Origin of the sequence: Dinoroseobacter sp. S76 (genome assembly GCF_049801095.1) — a bacterium.
GTDB lineage: Bacteria > Pseudomonadota > Alphaproteobacteria > Rhodobacterales > Rhodobacteraceae > Dinoroseobacter.
The window spans coordinates 267,142-284,039 of sequence record NZ_JBNAGH010000005.1 but is presented as its reverse complement, the minus strand read 5'-3'; the positions used below and the strand labels follow the sequence as shown (position 1 = coordinate 284,039).

Genomic DNA, 16,898 nt, shown 5'->3' with positions numbered 1-16,898 from the left:
AGGAGACATGGTCTTATGAAGGTATTGGTGCCTGTGAAGCGCGTTATTGATTATAACGTGAAGGTCCGTGTTAAGGCGGATGGGAGTGGTGTTGATCTTGCGAATGTGAAGATGTCGATGAACCCGTTTGACGAGATTGCCGTGGAAGAGGCGATCCGTTTGAAGGAGGCGGGGACGGCCACGGAAGTTGTGGCGGTGTCGATCGGCGTCAAGCAATCCCAGGAGACCCTGCGCACGGCGCTGGCCATGGGCGCGGATCGGGCGATCCTGATCAATGCGGCCGAGGACGTGCACACGGATATCGAGCCTCTGGCCGTGGCCAAGCTGCTGGCGGCGGTGGTCAAGGACGAAGAGCCGGGGCTCGTGCTCTGCGGCAAGCAGGCGATCGACAATGACATGAACGCCACGGGCCAGATGCTCAGCGCGCTTCTGGGCTGGTCCCAGGCGACCTTTGCCTCGGAGCTGGCTGTCGAGGGCGACAGTGCCAGCGTGACCCGCGAGGTCGATGGCGGTCTGCAGACGATCAAGGTCTCCCTGCCGGCGATTGTCAGCGTGGATCTGCGCCTCAACGAGCCGCGCTACGCCTCGCTGCCCAACATCATGAAGGCCAAGAAGAAGCCTCTGGATGAGAAGACGCCGGCGGATTACGGCGTCGATGTGACCCCGCGCCTGAGCGTGGTCAAGACCTCCGAGCCGGCCGAGCGCGCCGCCGGGATCAAGGTCGGCTCTGTCGAGGAGCTGGTGTCGAAACTCAAGGAAGCAGGAGCTGTCTGATGGCTGTTTTGTGTCTGGCAGAAGTAACCGATGGGGCGCTGGCGATGGATGCCACCGCCAAGGCTGTGACCGCGAGCGCGGCTCTGGGGGAGGTGACCCTGCTCTGCGTGGGGGCCTCCGCCAAGGAGGCTGCGGCCGAGGCGGCGACGATCTCGGGCGTGGCCAAGGTGCTGGTGGCCGAAGATGCGCTTTACGGGCATCGCCTGGCCGAGCCGGTGGCGGCGCTGATCGCGTCCCTGGCGGGGGGCTATTCCCATGTGGTGGCGCCCGCGACGACCGATGCCAAGAACATCATGCCCCGGGTGGCGGCGCTCCTGGATGTGATGGTGCTGTCGGATGTGGTGGCCGTGGTGGATGCGGACACGTTCGACCGTCCGATCTATGCGGGCAACGCGATCCAGACCGTGAAATCCGCCGATGCGACCAAGGTGATCACCTTCCGGACCTCGACCTTTGACGCGGCCGAGACCGGGGGCAGCGCACCGGTTGAAGAGATCGCCGCGGGCGATAATCCGGGCCTGAGCGCTTGGGTCGAGGACAAGGTCGCCGAGAGCGACCGGCCCGAGCTGACCTCCGCGGGCGTGGTGGTCTCCGGCGGGCGCGGCGTGGGCTCCGAAGAGGACTTCGCCATGATCGAGAAGCTCGCCGATACCCTGGGTGCCGCCGTGGGCGCCTCCCGGGCCGCGGTGGATTCGGGCTATGCGCCGAATGACTGGCAGGTCGGGCAGACCGGCAAGGTCGTGGCCCCGGATCTCTACGTGGCCGTGGGGATCTCGGGGGCGATCCAGCACCTGGCCGGGATGAAGGACAGCAAGGTGATCGTGGCGATCAACAAGGACGAAGAAGCGCCGATCTTCCAGGTCGCCGATTACGGCCTGGTCGCCGACCTCTTCGCCGCCGTGCCCGAACTCACCGAAAAACTCGGCTGAACACCCGAAGGGACAGGGGCGGGCCGAGGCGGGTTAGGGCGTGACCCAAGGTTGCCCCGGGGCCGGTCCGGTTTGGCCAGAGGCTGGTCAAACCCGCACCCAGCAAAACACAACCGAACCCAAAAGGCCGGAGGAAACAAAACCTCCGGCCTTTTGACTTTTTGCCCCAGTTTGGGAGCCCTCTTTTTACCCTTCGTTCTAGGTCCCAAGCCCACTTCCACAGCCTTTGGACACCGCCTTATCCCGCAAACGCCGAACCAACGCAGTCCCCGCCAAAAGGCTCTCGGTTCGAGACCTGACACCCGTCGCGTCCACCAGCATAGAACGCGTTCAAGCCGTCAGCCCGGACCCCGCCTCGACAAAGGCCCGCCCCCGGCCAAAGCCCAACTCCTGCAAGGGGTCCAGCAACGCCATCGCCCCTTCGCGCAGCAAAGCGCCGCGAGGCAAGGCAGAGGCGATTTGGTTGTCCGTTTCGGGAACCTGCATGCCAAGGTGCCCCTGGGCGAGGATCGCCGGGGTCTCCCGGACCTCGACCACCCGATCCACAAGACCGGACACCGCCTGGACGGAGGCCCGGTCGACCAGCAGCGGGTCCTGATCCAGCCCCGGCTCCGCCCCGGGGACGGGCGCGGGCACAATCCAAAGCAGCACGGCTGGCCCTTTCAGCCCCTCCAGCAGCCTCGCCATATGCTCCACCCAGGCGCTGCGCAGCTCTTCGACCACCGTGTCATACCGGTTCGGCGCATCGCGTTTCATCATCGCCAGCAAATGGCGCGTGAAATGCACATCGCAAAGATCCAACTCGGGAAACACCTGTCGGAAGAGCCGCGTCGGCGCCACCAGACGGTCATTGCGCCGAGGATGGACGCGGTAGAACTGATTGCTCAGGTTATGGGCCCCGACCACCTCGACCACGGTCGCGACACCGCCATTGGCCAAAGACAGCATCGCCTCGGCCCCCATGACCCCGACACCGCCATTCATCAATCCAAGATTGACGCATCCGAGACCGATCGCGGCCTCGACCCGGTCCGGGATCGCTTGCGTTACATATCGCCCATAAAACGCCGTTCCCCCGAGGAACGTGATATATGGATCAGAGAGGGACCGTTTCGGTCCACGGAATGCCATTTCCAACCCCGGATAATGACATGCCGAATAATTCAGCGCTGGCGCGCCGTGACGCACATACGTCATTTCGCCACCTCAATTTCGACTCACCCAAGACCACATTGCGCCCAAAGCTTTAGCGAAGCCCTAACCCTCTAATTCGACGACATTTTTATCTTTCCCTTTCCCTTGAGAGCACGGGATGCGCCGCGTATGCTGCGGCGGCACAAGTCAGTGAGGGCAAAGATGGACATCAAATCCGTGGGCGTGATCGGCGCCGGGCAAATGGGCAACGGGATCGCCCATGTTTTCGCGGTCGCGGGATTTGACGTGGTGATCAACGACATCTCGCAAGAGGCGCTGGACAAGGGCACGGGCCTCATTCGCCGCAATCTCGAACGGCAGGTGAGCCGGGACAAGATCTCGGCTGAGACCATGGATGCGGCCATGGCCCGGATCAAGACGACCCTCAAGCTGCCGGAGCTGGGCCAGACCGATCTGGTGATCGAGGCCGCGACCGAACGCGAGACCGTGAAATCGGCGATTTTCGAGGATCTCCAGCCCCATCTGAAGCCCGAGACGATCCTGACCTCGAACACCTCCTCGATCTCGATCACCCGGCTGGCGAGCCGCACGGACCGGCCCGAGCGCTTCATGGGGTTCCACTTCATGAACCCGGTGCCCGTGATGCAGCTGGTCGAGCTGATCCGCGGGATCGCCACGGATGAGGCGACCTACAAGACCCTGCTGGGCGTGGTCGAGAAGCTCGGCAAAACTGCCGCAAGCGCCGAGGATTTCCCCGCCTTCATCGTGAACCGGATCCTGATGCCGATGATCAACGAGGCGGTCTATACGCTCTATGAAGGGGTCGGGTCGGTAAAGTCGATCGACGAGTCCATGAAGCTCGGGGCGAACCACCCGATGGGGCCACTGGAGCTGGCGGATTTCATCGGGCTCGACACCTGCCTTGCGATCATGAACGTGCTCCATGACGGGCTGGCGGACACCAAGTACCGCCCTTGCCCTCTGCTCACGAAATATGTCGAGGCAGGCTGGCTGGGGCGCAAGACCCAGCGCGGTTTCTACGATTATCGCGGCGAGACGCCGGTCCCCACGCGTTAGACCGAACATCCCGTACAACGAAAAAACCCCGGCCCAATGGACCGGGGTTTTTCTTTGTCTGCGAGGCGGGCTCAGCCGATAGCGACGGCTTTCACGTCCTCGTCGATATAGGGCACGTATTGCTCGAAGTTCTCGGCGAACATGTCCACGAGCTTCTGGGCCTGCGCGTCATAGGCGGCGCTGTCTTCCCAGGTGCTGCGCGGGTCGAGCAGCGCGGCATCCACGTCATGCACGGTCACCGGCACGTCGAAGCCGAAATTCGCATCCTTGCGGAAGGTGGCATCGGCCAGCGAGCCGTCGAGTGCGGCGGTCAGCAGAGCGCGGGTCGCCTTGATCGGCATCCGCGAACCGGTGCCATAAGCGCCACCGGTCCAGCCGGTATTGACCAGCCAGCAGGTCGCCCCATGCTTGGCGATCTTCTCCTGCAGGAGCTTGCCATAGACCTCGGGGCGACGCGGCATGAAAGGCGCACCAAAACAGGTCGAGAAGGTCGGCTGCGGCTCGGTCACGCCCCGCTCGGTGCCCGCCACCTTGGAGGTGAAGCCCGACAGGAAGTGATACATCGCCTGGGCCGGGGTCAGCCGCGAGATCGGCGGCAGGACACCGAAGGCGTCGCAGGTCAGCATGATGATGTTCTTGGGATGCCCGCCCAGCGCCGAGTCCGACGCGTTGGAGATGTAGTTCAGCGGGTAGGCGCAGCGCATGTTCGGCGTCAGGCTGTCATCCTCAAAGTCGAGATCGAGGGTTTCCTCGTCAAACACCATGTTCTCGATCACGGTGCCGAACATCTCGGTCGTGGCAAAGATCTCGGGCTCAGCCTCGGCGCTCAGATTGATGGTCTTGGCGTAGCAGCCGCCTTCGAAGTTGAAGGTGCCGCGCTCGGACCAGCCATGCTCGTCATCGCCGATCAGGACCCGCTCGGGATCGGCAGACAGGGTCGTCTTGCCGGTACCGGACAGGCCGAAGAACACGGCCGTGTCGACCGGATTGCCCACCGCATGGTTGGCCGAGCAGTGCATCGGCATGATGTTCTTTTCGGGCAGCAGGTAGTTGAGCAGGGTGAAGACGGATTTCTTGTTCTCACCGGCGTATTCGGTGCCGCCGATCAGGATGAGCTTCTTGTCGAAGTTCAGCGCGATCACGGTGTCCGAGCGGCAGTCATGCTTGGCCGGGTCGGCCTTGAAGCTCGGGCAGTTGATGATCGTGAAATCAGCGGTGAAGGTGTCGAGCTCGGACCGCTCGGGGCGGCGCAGCATGTGACGGATGAAGAGGCCATGCCAAGCCAGCTCGGTCACGACGCGCACATCCAGACGATGGGCCGGGTCGGCGCCACCAAAGAGATCCTGAACGAAGTATTCCTTGCCCTTCATATGCTCAAGCATGTCGGCATAGAGCGCATCGAAGCCTTCGGGCGACATCTCGGCGTTGTTCTCCCACCAGATCGTGTCGGCCACGGAGGCAGTCTTGACCACGTGCTTGTCCTGGGGCGAGCGGCCCGTGTACTTGCCGGTGGTCACTAGGAAGGTACCACCCTTGCCGAGGGTGCCTTCTTCGCGTTTGAGCGCTTCCTGGATCAGCGCAGGCTCGATCAGGTTGTAATGGGCCGCTCCGAGCCCCGTGATACCCTGATCCTCCAACGTGAATGTTGGATTCACCCGTCCATTTGCCATGTGTGAGCTCCTGCTTCGTTACGCACCGCCAGTCGCGGCCGGGACCCGAAAAAAGATGTGAACCACTTGTTCGCATAGCGCCCTCTTGGCGCATGAAGGTCTGTATATCATGGGCCTAGGACGGGAGAACAGGACCGTTCCGCACAGTTAGCGCCACCAAGTGCAAGTTAGCGCAACCAAATTTCGGAAAAGCTGCAATATTAGCTCTTTGTTATCCGAACTGGTGTGTTTTGGCGGCGTCGAAACCCTGCCAAGGCGAGAAAACCGTTGATTCTCGGGAGTCGAGGACTCATCCTCGTCGCAAAAAAGAGGCAGGACGCAGGAAAAGGACCTCGCTTATGTCGCGGATCGCTTTGGTCGATGATGACCGCAATATCCTGACCTCGGTGGCCATCACGCTTGAGGCCGAGGGGTTCCAGGTCGAAACCTATAATGACGGCCAGTCGGCGCTGGACGCCTTCAGCCGCCGCATGCCCGAGCTGGGTGTGTTCGATATCAAGATGCCCCGGATGGACGGGATGGATCTGCTGCAGCGTGTTCGCATGAAGAGCAAGATGCCCGTGATCTTCCTCACGTCGAAGGATGACGAGATCGATGAGGTGCTCGGGCTGCGTATGGGGGCGGATGACTACGTCAAGAAGCCCTTCTCCCAGCGGCTGCTGGTTGAGCGGATCCGGGCGCTCCTGCGCCGCCAGGACGCGGTCGCGAGCCACGAGGCGGGCGACCTGGACGAGAGCAAGACGATCGTGCGCGGCAACCTGACCATGGACCCGCTGCGCCATGCGGTTCTGTGGAAAGGCAAGGATGTCGCCCTGACCGTGACCGAGTTCCTTCTGTTGCAGGCCCTGGCCCAGCGCCCGGGCTTTGTCAAAAGTCGGGATCAGCTGATGGATGTGGCCTATGATGATCAGGTCTATGTGGACGACCGGACCATCGACAGCCATATCAAGCGCCTGCGCAAGAAGATGCGCTCGGTCGATGAAAGCTTCACCGCCATCGAGACCCTCTATGGCATCGGATACAAGTATAACGAAGAATGACATTCGTATCGGCTCCTGACGGATCTCCTGCGCGCCGCCCCGACGGGTCGGAACGCGGAGATGTGGGGGCCGATGCGCAGGCTGCTCCGGACCCGGAGCCTGGAAAGGCCCCGCGCCGGTCGCGCAGGGTGCTGGCCATCAACAGCTCCCCGCTCGCGCGCAAGATCATCAGCTTCAACCTGCTGGCCCTGCTGATCCTTGTGGCCGGGGTGCTTTACCTCAATCCGTTTCGCGACAGTCTCGTGTTCCAGCGCGAACAGGGCCTCGTCTTCGAGGCCCATCTGATCGCCGATGTGTTCGAGGCCGTCGCCACGACCGAGGAGGCCGCCAGCGATCTTGGCGCGATGAATGTGCCCCGGCTGGTGGCGTCGCTTGATCTCGCGCCATCGCTCGAGCTCTTTGTCTTTGCCCCGGACGGGGAAGTTCTGGCCCGCGGCGAGGGCGCCAAACGGTCTGAATGGGTGGCCCTGACGGAGACCGACGCGCCGCCGCCGACCTTTATCACGGACATGTTCATCACTCTCTGGGAGGGGATCGCCCGCCTGCTCGGGCGCGAAAAACTGCCCGTTCTGCTCGCCAGTGAGGATCAGGCCCGCAGCCTTTTACCCGGCGCGCTCACCGGGCGCACGACCATCGAGAACAGCATCGATCCCGCGGGCAATCAGATCTTCGCCGTGGGGACCCCGATCCTGATCAGGGGCGAAGTCGCGGGGGTCGTGGCCCTCACCACCGCCTCGGGCGAGATCGATACGCTGGTCCAGAACGAGCGGGAACAATTCCTGCAGATGTTCATGGTCGCGCTCCTGGTCTCGATCGGGCTGAGCCTTGTGCTGGCGGGGACCATCGCCAACCCGCTCTCGGATCTGGCCGCCGCCGCCGAGCTTGGTCGCGACCGCAATGCGCGCAAGATGAGCCCGGGCCGCGTGCGGATCCCGGATCTGACCACACGCCCGGACGAGATCGGACGGCTGAGCGGCGCGTTGCGGGGCATGGTCTCCGCGCTTTACGACCGGATCGACGCGAATGAACAGTTCGCCGCCGACGTCGCCCATGAGATCAAGAACCCCTTGGCTTCCCTTCGCTCGGCGACGGGTACGCTGCGGGTCGCCAAGCGCGAGGATCAAAGACAGAAATTGCTGAACGTGATCGAACATGATGTGCGGCGGCTCGACCGTCTGGTTTCGGATATCTCGAACGCCTCGCGCCTCGACAGCGAGCTGGTGAAGGAAGAAGAAGAGACCTTCGACCTAATCAAGATGCTCCGCACGCTCACGGATTTCCACGCCGAGGAAGTCGCCAAACGCGGGATCGATTTCATCACCGACCTGCCGCCGCGCCCGCTGCCGATCCAGGGGCTTGAGCCGCGTCTCGCTCAGGTTTTCGTGAATCTCCTGGGCAACGCGATCTCGTTCTGCGAACAGGGTGACGCGGTGCGTCTCTGGGTGCGCCAGCGCGACAATCGCGTTCTCATCGTGGTTGAGGATACCGGCCCCGGCATCCCCGAGGAGGCGCTGAACAAGATCTTTACGCGCTTCTACTCCGAACGGCCGGAGCGGCAGTTTGGCAACCATTCCGGCCTCGGGCTCGCCATCTCAAAACAGATTGTCGAAGCCCATGGAGGCGTGATCTGGGCCGAAAACATCCGCCCGACCGATCTCGACATCACGTCTGAGCCTCTGGGCGCGCGGTTCATCGTCGGCCTGCCGCTCTGAGCGATGGCCGAGGAGGTGATCCTCCACGCGACCAGTGTCGCCTTCGAGGGGCGCGCCCTCGTGATCACCGGGCCGAGCGGCGCGGGGAAGTCTGACCTTGCCCTTTGGATGGTCGCCCTGGGCGCCGGGTTGATCTGCGACGATCGCACACGGATCCTTGGGCAAGGGGATGCACTCTGGGCTCATCCGGCCCCCAACGCGACCGGGTTGATCGAAGCGCGGGGGCTAGGCCTCCTCCCTGCCCCTGCGGCCGCACCTGCGCCGGTCGCGGCGATCCTCGACCTTTCGCAGCTTGAGACGGAGCGCCTCCCCCCGGCACGAAGCCGGAGCCTGCTGGGACGGAGTGTTCCCCTGCTTCACAAGGTGACGAGCCCCTCTTTTCCCGCCGCCCTGATCCTCTATCTTCGGCAGGGACGGGCTGCGCCATAGCGGCAGCCCGACCCACGAGAGACCAACATGCAAGACGCCGCGCCCAGCCCCACAGATCCGCCCCAGAAGATCGTTCTGGTGACCGGCCCGTCCGGTGCGGGCCGGACAACGGCGATCCATGGCCTCGAGGACCTCGGGTTTGAAGCCATCGACAACCTGCCGCTCTCACTGGTGCCGCGTCTTCTGGATGGCCCGCCTTTGCGACGCCCTCTGGCGCTTGGGCTTGATGTGCGGACGCGGGATTTCAGCCTACCCGCCATCGCAGACCTGCTCAGCACGCTCGAAGCCGATCCGCGCGCGGATGCGCAGCTCTTGTATCTCGACGCCTCCGCCCCGGTTCTTGCGCGGCGCTTTTCGGAAACCCGGCGCCGGCACCCAATGGCCCCAGCCGAGAGCCCTTCGGAAGGGATCGAGCGCGAGGCCGACCTTCTCGCGCCAATCCGGGCGCGGGCGGATATCCTGATCGACACCTCGGACATGTCCCCCCACGACCTGCGCGCCGACATGCTGCGCTGGTTCGGCAATCGCGACAGCTTGCGACTCGCCGTATCGGTGCGCTCTTTTTCATACAAGCGCGGCACCCCCCAGAGCACGGATATGGTCTTCGACGTGCGATTCCTGCAGAACCCCTATTGGTGCGAAGACCTGCGCAAGCTGGACGGGCGCTCCAAGGCTGTCGCGGCCTATGTGGCCAGCGACCCGCGCTTTGATGCATTCTTCGACAATGTTCTGTCCCTGACCCGATTGTTGCTGCCAGCCTACCGGGCTGAAGGGAAATCGCATCTCGCTATTGGCTTCGGCTGCACGGGCGGGCAGCATCGCAGCGTCACGGTCACAGAAAAGCTGGCGGCGGCCCTTGTCGAAGACGGTTGGCAGGTATCTATAAGACATCTGGGGTTGGAGCAGCGCCATGCAACGCGACGCGGTTGAGGTCCTTTCCCCCACAGGTCAGCCCCGAGGAGGCCGCTTGATTGGAATCGTGATCGTCGCCCACGGAGGCCTTGCCGGGGAATACTTGCATGCTGTCGAACACGTGGTCGGCAAGCAGGTCGGGATGCGCGCGATTTCCATTGCCGCCGATTGCGACCGGGAGGCCAAGCAGGCCGAGATCTGCGCCGCCGCCAACGAGGTTGATACCGGCAATGGCGTCGTGGTGGTCACCGATATGTTTGGCGGATCGCCCTCCAATCTCGCGCTCAGCGCCTGCTCTCCGGGGAACCGCCGCATCGTCTATGGCGCGAACCTGCCGATGCTTATCAAATTGGCAAAATCGCGGCGCGCCTCGGTGGATGATGCAGTAAAGCTTTCGCTCGACGCCGGTCGGAAGTATATAAATAGCTTTGACGGAACTGTCTGAAGGGAGGTCAGATGATCCGCCAGGAACTGAAGATCGTGAACGAAAAGGGCCTTCACGCCCGGGCATCAGCCAAATTCGTGGAATGTGTCGAGGCGCATGACGCCAGCGCAGAGGTGGAGAAGGACGGCCTGTCGGCCGCGGGGGATTCGATCATGGGATTGCTGATGCTGGCGGCCTCCAAGGGCACGTCCATTCAGGTCGAGACCAAGGGCCCGGCTGCGCAAGAGCTTGCCGCAGCCCTCGAAAACCTGGTCGCCAACCGTTTCGGTGAAAAGTATTAGGGCGCGCCCCGGCGCGCGGTGAGCCGACCAGCCCGGTCGGGAATGTCCATGAGTGACACGATGTGCAGAGGACCCAGATTGTGACTGAAAGCTCTGCGCAACCGACCTCAACCGACATCCCGGACCGGGATGAACAGCCGTATGACGTAAAGAACCTGTCTTACGCCAAGACCTTTACGAATCCCTGGGCCTCCGCAGTGATCCGAACCCTGGAATGGTGTACGGGCAAGATCCGCCTGCTTCGCCTGATCCGCAAATTCGAGGCCCAAGGCGTGCCCGAGGGTCAGGGCTTCTGGCGCCCGGCGCTGGACATCATGGGGATTGATCTGGCCACGCCGGAGGAGCAGCTCGCCCGGATCCCTGCCGAGGGTCCGGTGATCATTGTCGCAAACCACCCGCACGGGCTGGTCGACGGCATGATCCTCGCGGATCTGATCGGGCGCGTGCGGACGGATTACAAGATCCTGACCCGCTCGCTTCTGACGGATGTGGAAGAAATCCAGCAATTCATGATCCCGGTGCCCTTCCCCCATGACGAGGACGCGCTGCAAAAGAACCTCGAGATGCGCAAGCAAGCCATGGCCCATCTGGCCGGCGGCGGGGTGATCGTGGTCTTCCCGTCCGGCGTGGTGGCGAGTTCCGACACCATGTTCGGACCGGCGATCGAGCGGGAGTGGAACCCCTTCACGGCCAAGATGATCGCGCGCAGCGGCGCGACGGTCGTGCCCATCCGCTTCCCGGGGCAAAACTCGCGCTGCTATCAGGTCGCGAACCAGATCCATCCGGCCTTGCGGCAGGGGCTCTTGCTCCATGAGGTCGTCCACGCGCTCAACAAGCCTCAGGCGCCGATCGTGGGTGAGCCGCTCCCGCAGAGCGAGATCGACGCCCGCAAGAGCAACCCGCGCGGCTTCATGGAATGGCTGCGCACCCGCACGCTCGAGCTGGACTAGGCTCTACATAATCCCGCGCCGGATCAGGTTCAGCCCCGCGATCAGCAAGAGCACCATGGTCGCCTGCCGGAACCGCGCCTGATCCATACGGTCCTGCAACCAGAAACCGATCAGCATCCCGATCGCGGCCGGCGCCAGCAGGATGGCCGAAAACTGCAGGCTGGGACCTGTCACGACCCCCGTTTTCAGATGCGTGACGAGAAACATCACGCTGCCCACGCCATACAGCATGCCCTGAGCGCGGACCTGTTCCGCCTTGGGGGTGTCGAGCGCCGTCAGATAGGCCACGATGGGCGGCCCCCAGATCCCACTGAACCCGCCGAAAAATCCGGCCACGACCCCGGTCGCAAGCTCGGCCCGGCGATGGTGCTGCGGCGCGACCCGCAGCCGCCACCCCGCGAGCTGGCTCGCCGCATAAAGAACAATGGGCACTCCGATCATCAGCGACAGGAGACGGTCGGAGAGCGCGAGCACCAATTGCCCCGACAAGACAATGAAGACCAGAACCAGCGCCAGCAGCCGCCAGTGGCGTTGCGCGGCGCTCCAGAGGGCGGGCAACCCGCCGCGCACAGCCTGCCAGAGGTTCATGACCAGCGTCGGCAAGATCAGCCCGGCCAGGGCAACCGGCACCGGCAGCACCGCCGAGAGCCCCGACATCATGATCAGCGGCATGGCAAAGCCCACAGCCCCTTTGACCACCCCGGCAAAAAGGGCGACCCCCATGAGAAAGATCATCACAGCGCCGGGCAGCGAGAGAAACAGGTCCATGTCAGGCTCCTTCCCCAGCGCCATAGCCCTCCAGCCGCGCCGCCGCAAGGGATCGCGATTCGCGCCCAACCTGTTGCAGTGCAGCACGCGCGGACGCTCCGATACGCCACATGGGAAGCTCACGTTTTTCGTGCATTCTCGCCTTGTCCGCGCCTTAGGCTGCCCTAGCGAGGGTCATAATGCTTCGCAAATTGCCGCGTTTGCGAATTTTTCTTGCGCTGCGGTTGCGAAGTCCTTATCCCGGAGCAAACCGGAATCTGCTGGAGAATGACGATGCCCCATGACGGACAGGATCTTGCCCTGAGCGAAGCCCAACAAGTGATCCTCCCCGATCTCTTGACCCTGACAGCCGCTGCCGTACCCCCGGTGGAGGCGCTGGTCGAGAAAGCCGTTGCGACGCTGAAGGACGCCCTGTCTGTGGAGGGTCGGATCTCCGGCGCGCTGGTCGAAGAGAACCAGACCGCCTCTCATGGGCTGGCCTGGCTCGCGACCTACGCCCAGTCCCTGCGCCAGATGCAGAAATGGGCCGAGGCGCTGAATACCGACGGCAAGTTTGGTGAGGTCGAGCAGCTGATCCACCAGATCGCCTTTGGCGAATACCTCTGGCAGCTCTACGGCGGCATCCCCATGTCCCAGGGCGAGATCCTGCGCCTGCAGGACATCGGCCTCAGCCAGGAAGACCAGCGCGGCATGATGATCCCCGAGATCATGACGCTGACCCAATCCGGCAACACCCAGGCCGCCCGCTCGCGCCTTGTGGAGCTGATGCAGGAGCGCTCCGCCGAGATCACCGTCGGCGCCTCCGGCCTCGATGACGAACTCGAGATGATCCGCGAGCAGTTCCGCCGCTTCGCCGTGGACCGGGTCGAGCCCAACGCCCATGAATGGCACCTCAAGGACGAGCTGATCCCGATGGAGATCATCGAAGAGCTCGCCGAAATGGGCGTCTTCGGCCTGACCATCCCCGAGGAATATGGCGGGTTCGGCCTCTCCAAGGCCTCCATGTGCGTGGTCTCCGAAGAGCTGTCCCGCGGCTATATCGGTGTCGGCTCGCTGGGCACCCGCTCCGAAATCGCGGCGGAGCTGATCCTTTGCGGTGGCACCGAGGAGCAGAAGCAGAAATGGCTGCCGCAGTTGGCTTCGGCAGAAACCCTGCCCACGGCCGTCTTCACCGAGCCGAATACCGGGTCGGATCTGGGCTCGCTCCGGACCCGTGCGGTCAAGGACGAAAACGGCGATTACAAGATCACCGGCAACAAAACCTGGATCACCCACGCCGCCCGGACCCATATCATGACCCTGCTGGCGCGGACCGATCCGAGCACGGACAACCACAAGGGTCTGTCCATGTTCCTGGCCGAGAAGACCCCCGGCACCGATGAGGCCCCCTTCCCGACCGAGGGCATGACCGGTGGCGAGATCGAAGTGCTCGGCTATCGTGGCATGAAGGAATACGAGCTCGGCTTCGACAACTTCCACGTGAAGGGCGAGAACCTGCTCGGCGGTGAGGAAGGCAAGGGCTTCAAACAGCTCATGGAAACCTTCGAGAGCGCCCGGATCCAGACCGCCGCCCGCGCCATCGGCGTGGCCCAGTCGGCGCTGGACGTGTCCATGCAATACGCGATCGACCGCAAACAGTTCGGCAAGTCCCTGATCAACTTCCCCCGCGTCTCCGGCAAGCTCGCGATGATGGCGGTGGAACTGATGGTCGCGCGCCAGCTCACTTACTTCTCGGCCTTCGAGAAGGATGAGGGCCGGCGCTGCGATGTGGAGGCTGGCATGGCTAAACTTCTCGGCGCGCGCGTGGCCTGGGCTGCTGCAGATAACGGGCTGCAGATCCATGGCGGCAACGGCTTTGCGCTGGAATACTCGATCAGCCGCATCCTTTGCGATGCGCGGATCCTGAACATCTTCGAAGGTGCAGCCGAGATCCAGGCCCAGGTGATTGCCCGTCGCCTTCTGGGCTAACCCCTTCGAACAGAGTTGAAAAACACCCCGGGCGCTGCGCGGGGTGTTTTTTTGTCCCGCAGGTTCGGGACAAGGATCCGCTTGCGCGGCAGGCGGCGCGGTCCCATCTGAAGGCTATGACCAAATTGCCCCTCGCCGCCGCGGCGCTCGCCACCCTCCTTGCTGCCTGTTCCACCTCGGATGAGACCCTCTCGGGCTTCACCGATCCGGAGACAGTCTGGACCCTGACCGAATTGGACGGCGCAGCCTTCGCCGAACGCATGAGTCTGCAATTCCCCGAACCGGGGCGGATCGCGGGCCAGGCGCCCTGCAACCGGTTTTCCGGCGCGCTGACCGTGCCCTACCCGTGGTTCGGCACCAGCCCTCTGGCGGCGACGCTCATGGCTTGCCCGGATCTCGAGGCGGAGCGCGCAGTGTTAGAGGCGCTTGGCGCAATGACCGAGGCCGAGGTCAGTGGTCCCGTCCTGATCCTGCGGAACTCCGATCTCGGGCGCGAGATGGTGTTCAAGGCCGAGGGCCAGACCTGAGGCATCCTACAGGCGGGTGGCGAGATCCTCGGCAAGCCCGGGGCACCCGTCCGCCGCCCAATCGCGGAACGCCGCCTGCGAGCCCGCCCCGAAAATCCCATCGATCGGGCCGGAATAGGCCCCGGCCCGCGCCATCCGCTCCTGATAGAGACGCGCCACCTCCGGCGGCAGATCCTGCATCGCGAGAGGGTGCAGCATATCGGCAATCGCCCCCTCGTGCCGCCCTGCTAGGCACTGGCTGATCCCCCGCGCCAAGAGCAGATCGCCGATCCCGACGGCCCAATTGCAGCTCTCCTGCGGATAGGCTTCGATGGGCCGGGTCAGGTCCGCGACCGCGTCACCCCACGCCTGATCGAGAAAGAAGATCCGCTGCCGCTCCCACCAGATATCAAGATCAAACGCCTCGCCCGTGAACCGGATCCGCTCTGGACAAGAAAGCCCATTAAGCGCCGGGTTCGGATCCCGCTGAAAGCGCTGCATGGATAGGAGCTGGCGCTGTGCCAAACGCTCGGAGGCCGCGAGAGCCGCCGCAGGATCTGCCGAAGGCCCCCGTGCCAAGGCCATCACAAGGTTCTCCCCATAGCCCCAATTGAGCGCATCAAAGGACAGCGCCGCTTCGAAACAGGCCACTGCCCGGCGGAAATCCCGATCCTGACCCGCGCGGATCCCTCTGGCGTTCAAGGTCTGTGCCGCCAGTTTCGGATCTTCGGACAGGGTGACACCCGGGGCACAGGCCCCCACCTGCGTGCCAGCGGACCCGCCCGCATCCACCGCCATCTTCAAGGCAAAGGCCGCAAAAAGCGCGAGGATCACGAGCGGCCAAAGCCCCCCTTTGCGCGAATTGTCGATCGTCACCGCGCCATGGATCTGTGTGCCCTGCCCGGCGATCCCGCCCGGCGCGCTGGCATCGATGCGCGGCTCGGGCTTGCCCCCTCGCTTGCCACGCAACCGCCCCCACAGCTTCCACAGCGTCGTGGCCGTCGCGACCAGCGCAGCGCCCAGCCAGGCCAGCGTCTCCCGATTGTTCTTCTCGGTCAGAAACGACCAGATCGCCTCGAAATCCATGGCGCGTCCAAGACTGCAAATGGGTTGCGGCAGTCTAGCATAGCCCCCCGCGCGGGCCCAAATCCTCAGCCCGACTTGACCAAAAGGTCCACGAAACGTGCGCGCGCCGGGGGCAAAGGCCGATTGCCGAGGGCGGGGGCGAGCTTCTCTTCCAGGAAATGCCCGGTGGTGCGCAAACCCGCCTGCACACCCACGAGCCCTGCCGGTCCGCCCAGCATCACCTCCGGCAAGGGCAGCAAGCGATCGACCCAGGCCCCGGCCGCCTGCCGCGACACCGCCCGACCCGTGCGCGGGGAGACATAGGCCAGATCCTCGTTCACCCCGCGCACAGCGCAGGCCGACAGGTCGAGCCCAAAGCCCATCTGCTCCAACAAAGCCATTTCCCAATCGAGGTAAGCGGGCAACCAGCCGGTCCCGGCCGCCATGGCGTCCAAAAGCGCCACCGTTTGGGCGTAAAACACTGGATAAGCAGCCCGTTCAGGCAGAGCGAACCCGGCCAGTGCGAGCGCGGCACTCATGGCCGACAGCGCCAGCCGATCCCCCAGCACCGCCGCCGCGCGCCCCTTGATCGGCTCCACGGAAAACGCGCCCAGATGATCCTCCAACCGCGCCTTCCAATGCAGATCAAGCTGCGCGCCGGGCTGCAAGACAGGGGCCAGCTTGCGCGAGATCCCCCCGCGCACAACGCCCAGATGCCGCCCATGCCCCTCGGTGAAGGCCTCGACAATGACCGAGGTCTCCCCGTGGGGCCGCACGGACAAGAGCACGCCCTCTTCGCGCCACTCGATCACCCGGGCGCTCCCTCCTTCATTGTTCTGAAAAATACTCTCGCCGAAGGCTCCCACGGGCACAAGAAGCGGCTAGCTCTCCAATCCGGGCGCATCCAGCAGATGCCGCCCTGCGCGATCCTCGACCGCGACGATCCACAGATCCGGGTCGCGCGCCCGGGCACGGGCCAGGGTGGCGTCCACCTCCGCCTCCGGCCCCTCGACCAGAACGTCCCAGGACCGCGTGTCGCGCATCAGATCATAGCGCCGCTCATAGGCGCAGGCCTGCCCGTCCAGCGTGCAGAGCTTGATGATCACAGCCCCCGCCGTGCCATCGCCGCGTGCCTCCACATAGACCGGGATCCCTTCGATCTGGCAGCGCATCATATAGGCCTGCACCCAGAGACCGGCGGCCAGACGCGCCATGGC

At 64.0% G+C, this 16,898-nt stretch carries 18 protein-coding genes; 12 read left to right on the top strand and 6 right to left on the bottom strand.

What is annotated here, in order from left to right; all coding sequences use genetic code 11:
* The first annotated feature begins 15 nt into the window (after positions 1-15).
* Both ACP153_RS16210 and ACP153_RS16205 read left to right on the top strand, forming a co-directional pair.
* On the top strand, positions 16-774 hold the full coding sequence (locus ACP153_RS16210) for an electron transfer flavoprotein subunit beta/FixA family protein (protein WP_424972060.1): 759 nt from the start codon (positions 16-18) through the stop codon (positions 772-774).
* Positions 774-1,703, top strand: a complete 930-nt coding sequence (locus ACP153_RS16205) for an electron transfer flavoprotein subunit alpha/FixB family protein (protein ID WP_424972053.1) — start codon at positions 774-776, stop codon at positions 1,701-1,703. Before ACP153_RS16210 ends, ACP153_RS16205 begins: the two co-directional genes overlap by 1 nt.
* 330 nt (positions 1,704-2,033) lie before the next feature.
* Here the strand turns inward: ACP153_RS16205 and ACP153_RS16200 are convergent, their stop codons facing one another.
* The gene (locus tag ACP153_RS16200; RefSeq protein ID WP_424972052.1) at positions 2,034-2,900 is read right to left on the bottom strand and encodes a DUF6473 family protein; all 867 of its coding nucleotides are present in this window, start codon (positions 2,898-2,900) and stop codon (positions 2,034-2,036) included.
* Positions 2,901-3,059: 159 nt separating this feature from the next.
* Here ACP153_RS16200 and ACP153_RS16195 point away from each other — a divergent pair, with 159 nt between their 5' ends.
* Positions 3,060-3,935, top strand: coding sequence for a 3-hydroxybutyryl-CoA dehydrogenase (locus ACP153_RS16195; RefSeq protein WP_424972051.1), 876 nt, complete (start codon positions 3,060-3,062; stop codon positions 3,933-3,935).
* Positions 3,936-4,006: 71 nt separating this feature from the next.
* On the opposite strand, the gene ACP153_RS16190 is transcribed toward ACP153_RS16195, so the two are convergent.
* A complete protein-coding gene (locus ACP153_RS16190; RefSeq protein ID WP_424972050.1) occupies positions 4,007-5,605 on the bottom strand; it encodes a phosphoenolpyruvate carboxykinase in 1,599 nt (532 codons plus the stop codon).
* 338 nt (positions 5,606-5,943) lie between these two features.
* Here ACP153_RS16190 and ACP153_RS16185 point away from each other — a divergent pair, with 338 nt between their 5' ends.
* From ACP153_RS16185 to ACP153_RS16155, 7 genes are all read left to right on the top strand, one after another.
* On the top strand, positions 5,944-6,645 hold the full coding sequence (locus tag ACP153_RS16185) for a response regulator transcription factor (protein ID WP_424966976.1): 702 nt from the start codon (positions 5,944-5,946) through the stop codon (positions 6,643-6,645).
* Positions 6,642-8,357: a sensor N-terminal transmembrane domain-containing protein gene (locus ACP153_RS16180; protein WP_424972049.1), complete on the top strand. Its 1,716-nt coding sequence runs from the start codon at positions 6,642-6,644 to the stop codon at positions 8,355-8,357. Before ACP153_RS16185 ends, ACP153_RS16180 begins: the two co-directional genes overlap by 4 nt.
* A 3-nt stretch (positions 8,358-8,360) precedes the next feature.
* Entirely contained in the window at positions 8,361-8,786 is a 426-nt protein-coding gene (locus tag ACP153_RS16175; protein ID WP_424972048.1) for an HPr kinase/phosphorylase, read from the top strand.
* Positions 8,787-8,813: 27 nt separating this feature from the next.
* Positions 8,814-9,716 carry an RNase adapter RapZ gene (rapZ, locus tag ACP153_RS16170; RefSeq protein WP_424972047.1) on the top strand — a complete coding sequence of 301 codons (903 nt, stop codon included), beginning with the start codon at positions 8,814-8,816 and terminating at the stop codon, positions 9,714-9,716.
* Between the two features lie 37 nt (positions 9,717-9,753).
* Positions 9,754-10,143, top strand: coding sequence for a PTS sugar transporter subunit IIA (locus tag ACP153_RS16165; protein ID WP_424972059.1), 390 nt, complete (start codon positions 9,754-9,756; stop codon positions 10,141-10,143).
* 11 nt (positions 10,144-10,154) lie between these two features.
* Positions 10,155-10,424, top strand: a complete 270-nt coding sequence (locus ACP153_RS16160) for an HPr family phosphocarrier protein (RefSeq protein ID WP_424972046.1) — start codon at positions 10,155-10,157, stop codon at positions 10,422-10,424.
* A gap of 80 nt (positions 10,425-10,504) precedes the next feature.
* Positions 10,505-11,374, top strand: a complete 870-nt coding sequence (locus ACP153_RS16155; RefSeq protein ID WP_424972045.1) for a lysophospholipid acyltransferase family protein — start codon at positions 10,505-10,507, stop codon at positions 11,372-11,374.
* Positions 11,375-11,377: 3 nt separating this feature from the next.
* Here the strand turns inward: ACP153_RS16155 and ACP153_RS16150 are convergent, their stop codons facing one another.
* Positions 11,378-12,142: a sulfite exporter TauE/SafE family protein gene (locus tag ACP153_RS16150; RefSeq protein ID WP_424972044.1), complete on the bottom strand. Its 765-nt coding sequence runs from the start codon at positions 12,140-12,142 to the stop codon at positions 11,378-11,380.
* Positions 12,143-12,415: 273 nt separating this feature from the next.
* On the opposite strand from ACP153_RS16150, the gene ACP153_RS16145 reads away from it, so the two are divergent.
* Together ACP153_RS16145 and ACP153_RS16140 are read left to right on the top strand one after the other, a co-directional pair.
* Positions 12,416-14,110: an acyl-CoA dehydrogenase family protein gene (locus tag ACP153_RS16145; protein WP_424972043.1), complete on the top strand. Its 1,695-nt coding sequence runs from the start codon at positions 12,416-12,418 to the stop codon at positions 14,108-14,110.
* A gap of 116 nt (positions 14,111-14,226) precedes the next feature.
* A complete protein-coding gene (locus tag ACP153_RS16140) occupies positions 14,227-14,637 on the top strand; it encodes an META domain-containing protein (RefSeq protein ID WP_424972042.1) in 411 nt (136 codons plus the stop codon).
* Positions 14,638-14,643: 6 nt separating this feature from the next.
* Here the strand turns inward: ACP153_RS16140 and ACP153_RS16135 are convergent, their stop codons facing one another.
* The 3 genes from ACP153_RS16135 to ACP153_RS16125 form a co-directional block, all read right to left on the bottom strand.
* On the bottom strand, positions 14,644-15,702 hold the full coding sequence (locus ACP153_RS16135; protein ID WP_424972041.1) for a peptidoglycan-binding domain-containing protein: 1,059 nt from the start codon (positions 15,700-15,702) through the stop codon (positions 14,644-14,646).
* Between the two features lie 65 nt (positions 15,703-15,767).
* Positions 15,768-16,493, bottom strand: coding sequence for a DNA repair protein RecO (recO, locus tag ACP153_RS16130; protein ID WP_424972040.1), 726 nt, complete (start codon positions 16,491-16,493; stop codon positions 15,768-15,770).
* 69 nt (positions 16,494-16,562) lie between these two features.
* Positions 16,563-16,895, bottom strand: coding sequence for a DUF1491 family protein (locus tag ACP153_RS16125; protein WP_424972039.1), 333 nt, complete (start codon positions 16,893-16,895; stop codon positions 16,563-16,565).
* Positions 16,896-16,898 lie beyond the last annotated feature (3 nt).

Bases quoted from the DNA above. Each gene is read 5' to 3' on its own strand.
- ACP153_RS16195 (WP_424972051.1), top strand. From the start codon at position 3,060: ATGGACATCAAATCCGTGGGCGTGATCGGCGCCGGGCAAATGGGCAAC.
- ACP153_RS16190 (WP_424972050.1), bottom strand. From the start codon at position 5,605: ATGGCAAATGGACGGGTGAATCCAACATTCACGTTGGAGGATCAGGGT.
- ACP153_RS16160 (WP_424972046.1), top strand. From the start codon at position 10,155: ATGATCCGCCAGGAACTGAAGATCGTGAACGAAAAGGGCCTTCACGCC.
- ACP153_RS16125 (WP_424972039.1), bottom strand. From the start codon at position 16,895: ATGGCGCGTCTGGCCGCCGGTCTCTGGGTGCAGGCCTATATGATGCGC.
- ACP153_RS16205 (WP_424972053.1), top strand. From the start codon at position 774: ATGGCTGTTTTGTGTCTGGCAGAAGTAACCGATGGGGCGCTGGCGATG.
- ACP153_RS16145 (WP_424972043.1), top strand. From the start codon at position 12,416: ATGCCCCATGACGGACAGGATCTTGCCCTGAGCGAAGCCCAACAAGTG.
- ACP153_RS16135 (WP_424972041.1), bottom strand. From the start codon at position 15,702: ATGGATTTCGAGGCGATCTGGTCGTTTCTGACCGAGAAGAACAATCGG.
- ACP153_RS16180 (WP_424972049.1), top strand. From the start codon at position 6,642: ATGACATTCGTATCGGCTCCTGACGGATCTCCTGCGCGCCGCCCCGAC.
- rapZ (WP_424972047.1), top strand. From the start codon at position 8,814: ATGCAAGACGCCGCGCCCAGCCCCACAGATCCGCCCCAGAAGATCGTT.
- ACP153_RS16210 (WP_424972060.1), top strand. From the start codon at position 16: ATGAAGGTATTGGTGCCTGTGAAGCGCGTTATTGATTATAACGTGAAG.
- ACP153_RS16185 (WP_424966976.1), top strand. From the start codon at position 5,944: ATGTCGCGGATCGCTTTGGTCGATGATGACCGCAATATCCTGACCTCG.
- ACP153_RS16175 (WP_424972048.1), top strand. From the start codon at position 8,361: ATGGCCGAGGAGGTGATCCTCCACGCGACCAGTGTCGCCTTCGAGGGG.
- ACP153_RS16200 (WP_424972052.1), bottom strand. From the start codon at position 2,900: ATGACGTATGTGCGTCACGGCGCGCCAGCGCTGAATTATTCGGCATGT.
- ACP153_RS16150 (WP_424972044.1), bottom strand. From the start codon at position 12,142: ATGGACCTGTTTCTCTCGCTGCCCGGCGCTGTGATGATCTTTCTCATG.
- ACP153_RS16140 (WP_424972042.1), top strand. From the start codon at position 14,227: ATGACCAAATTGCCCCTCGCCGCCGCGGCGCTCGCCACCCTCCTTGCT.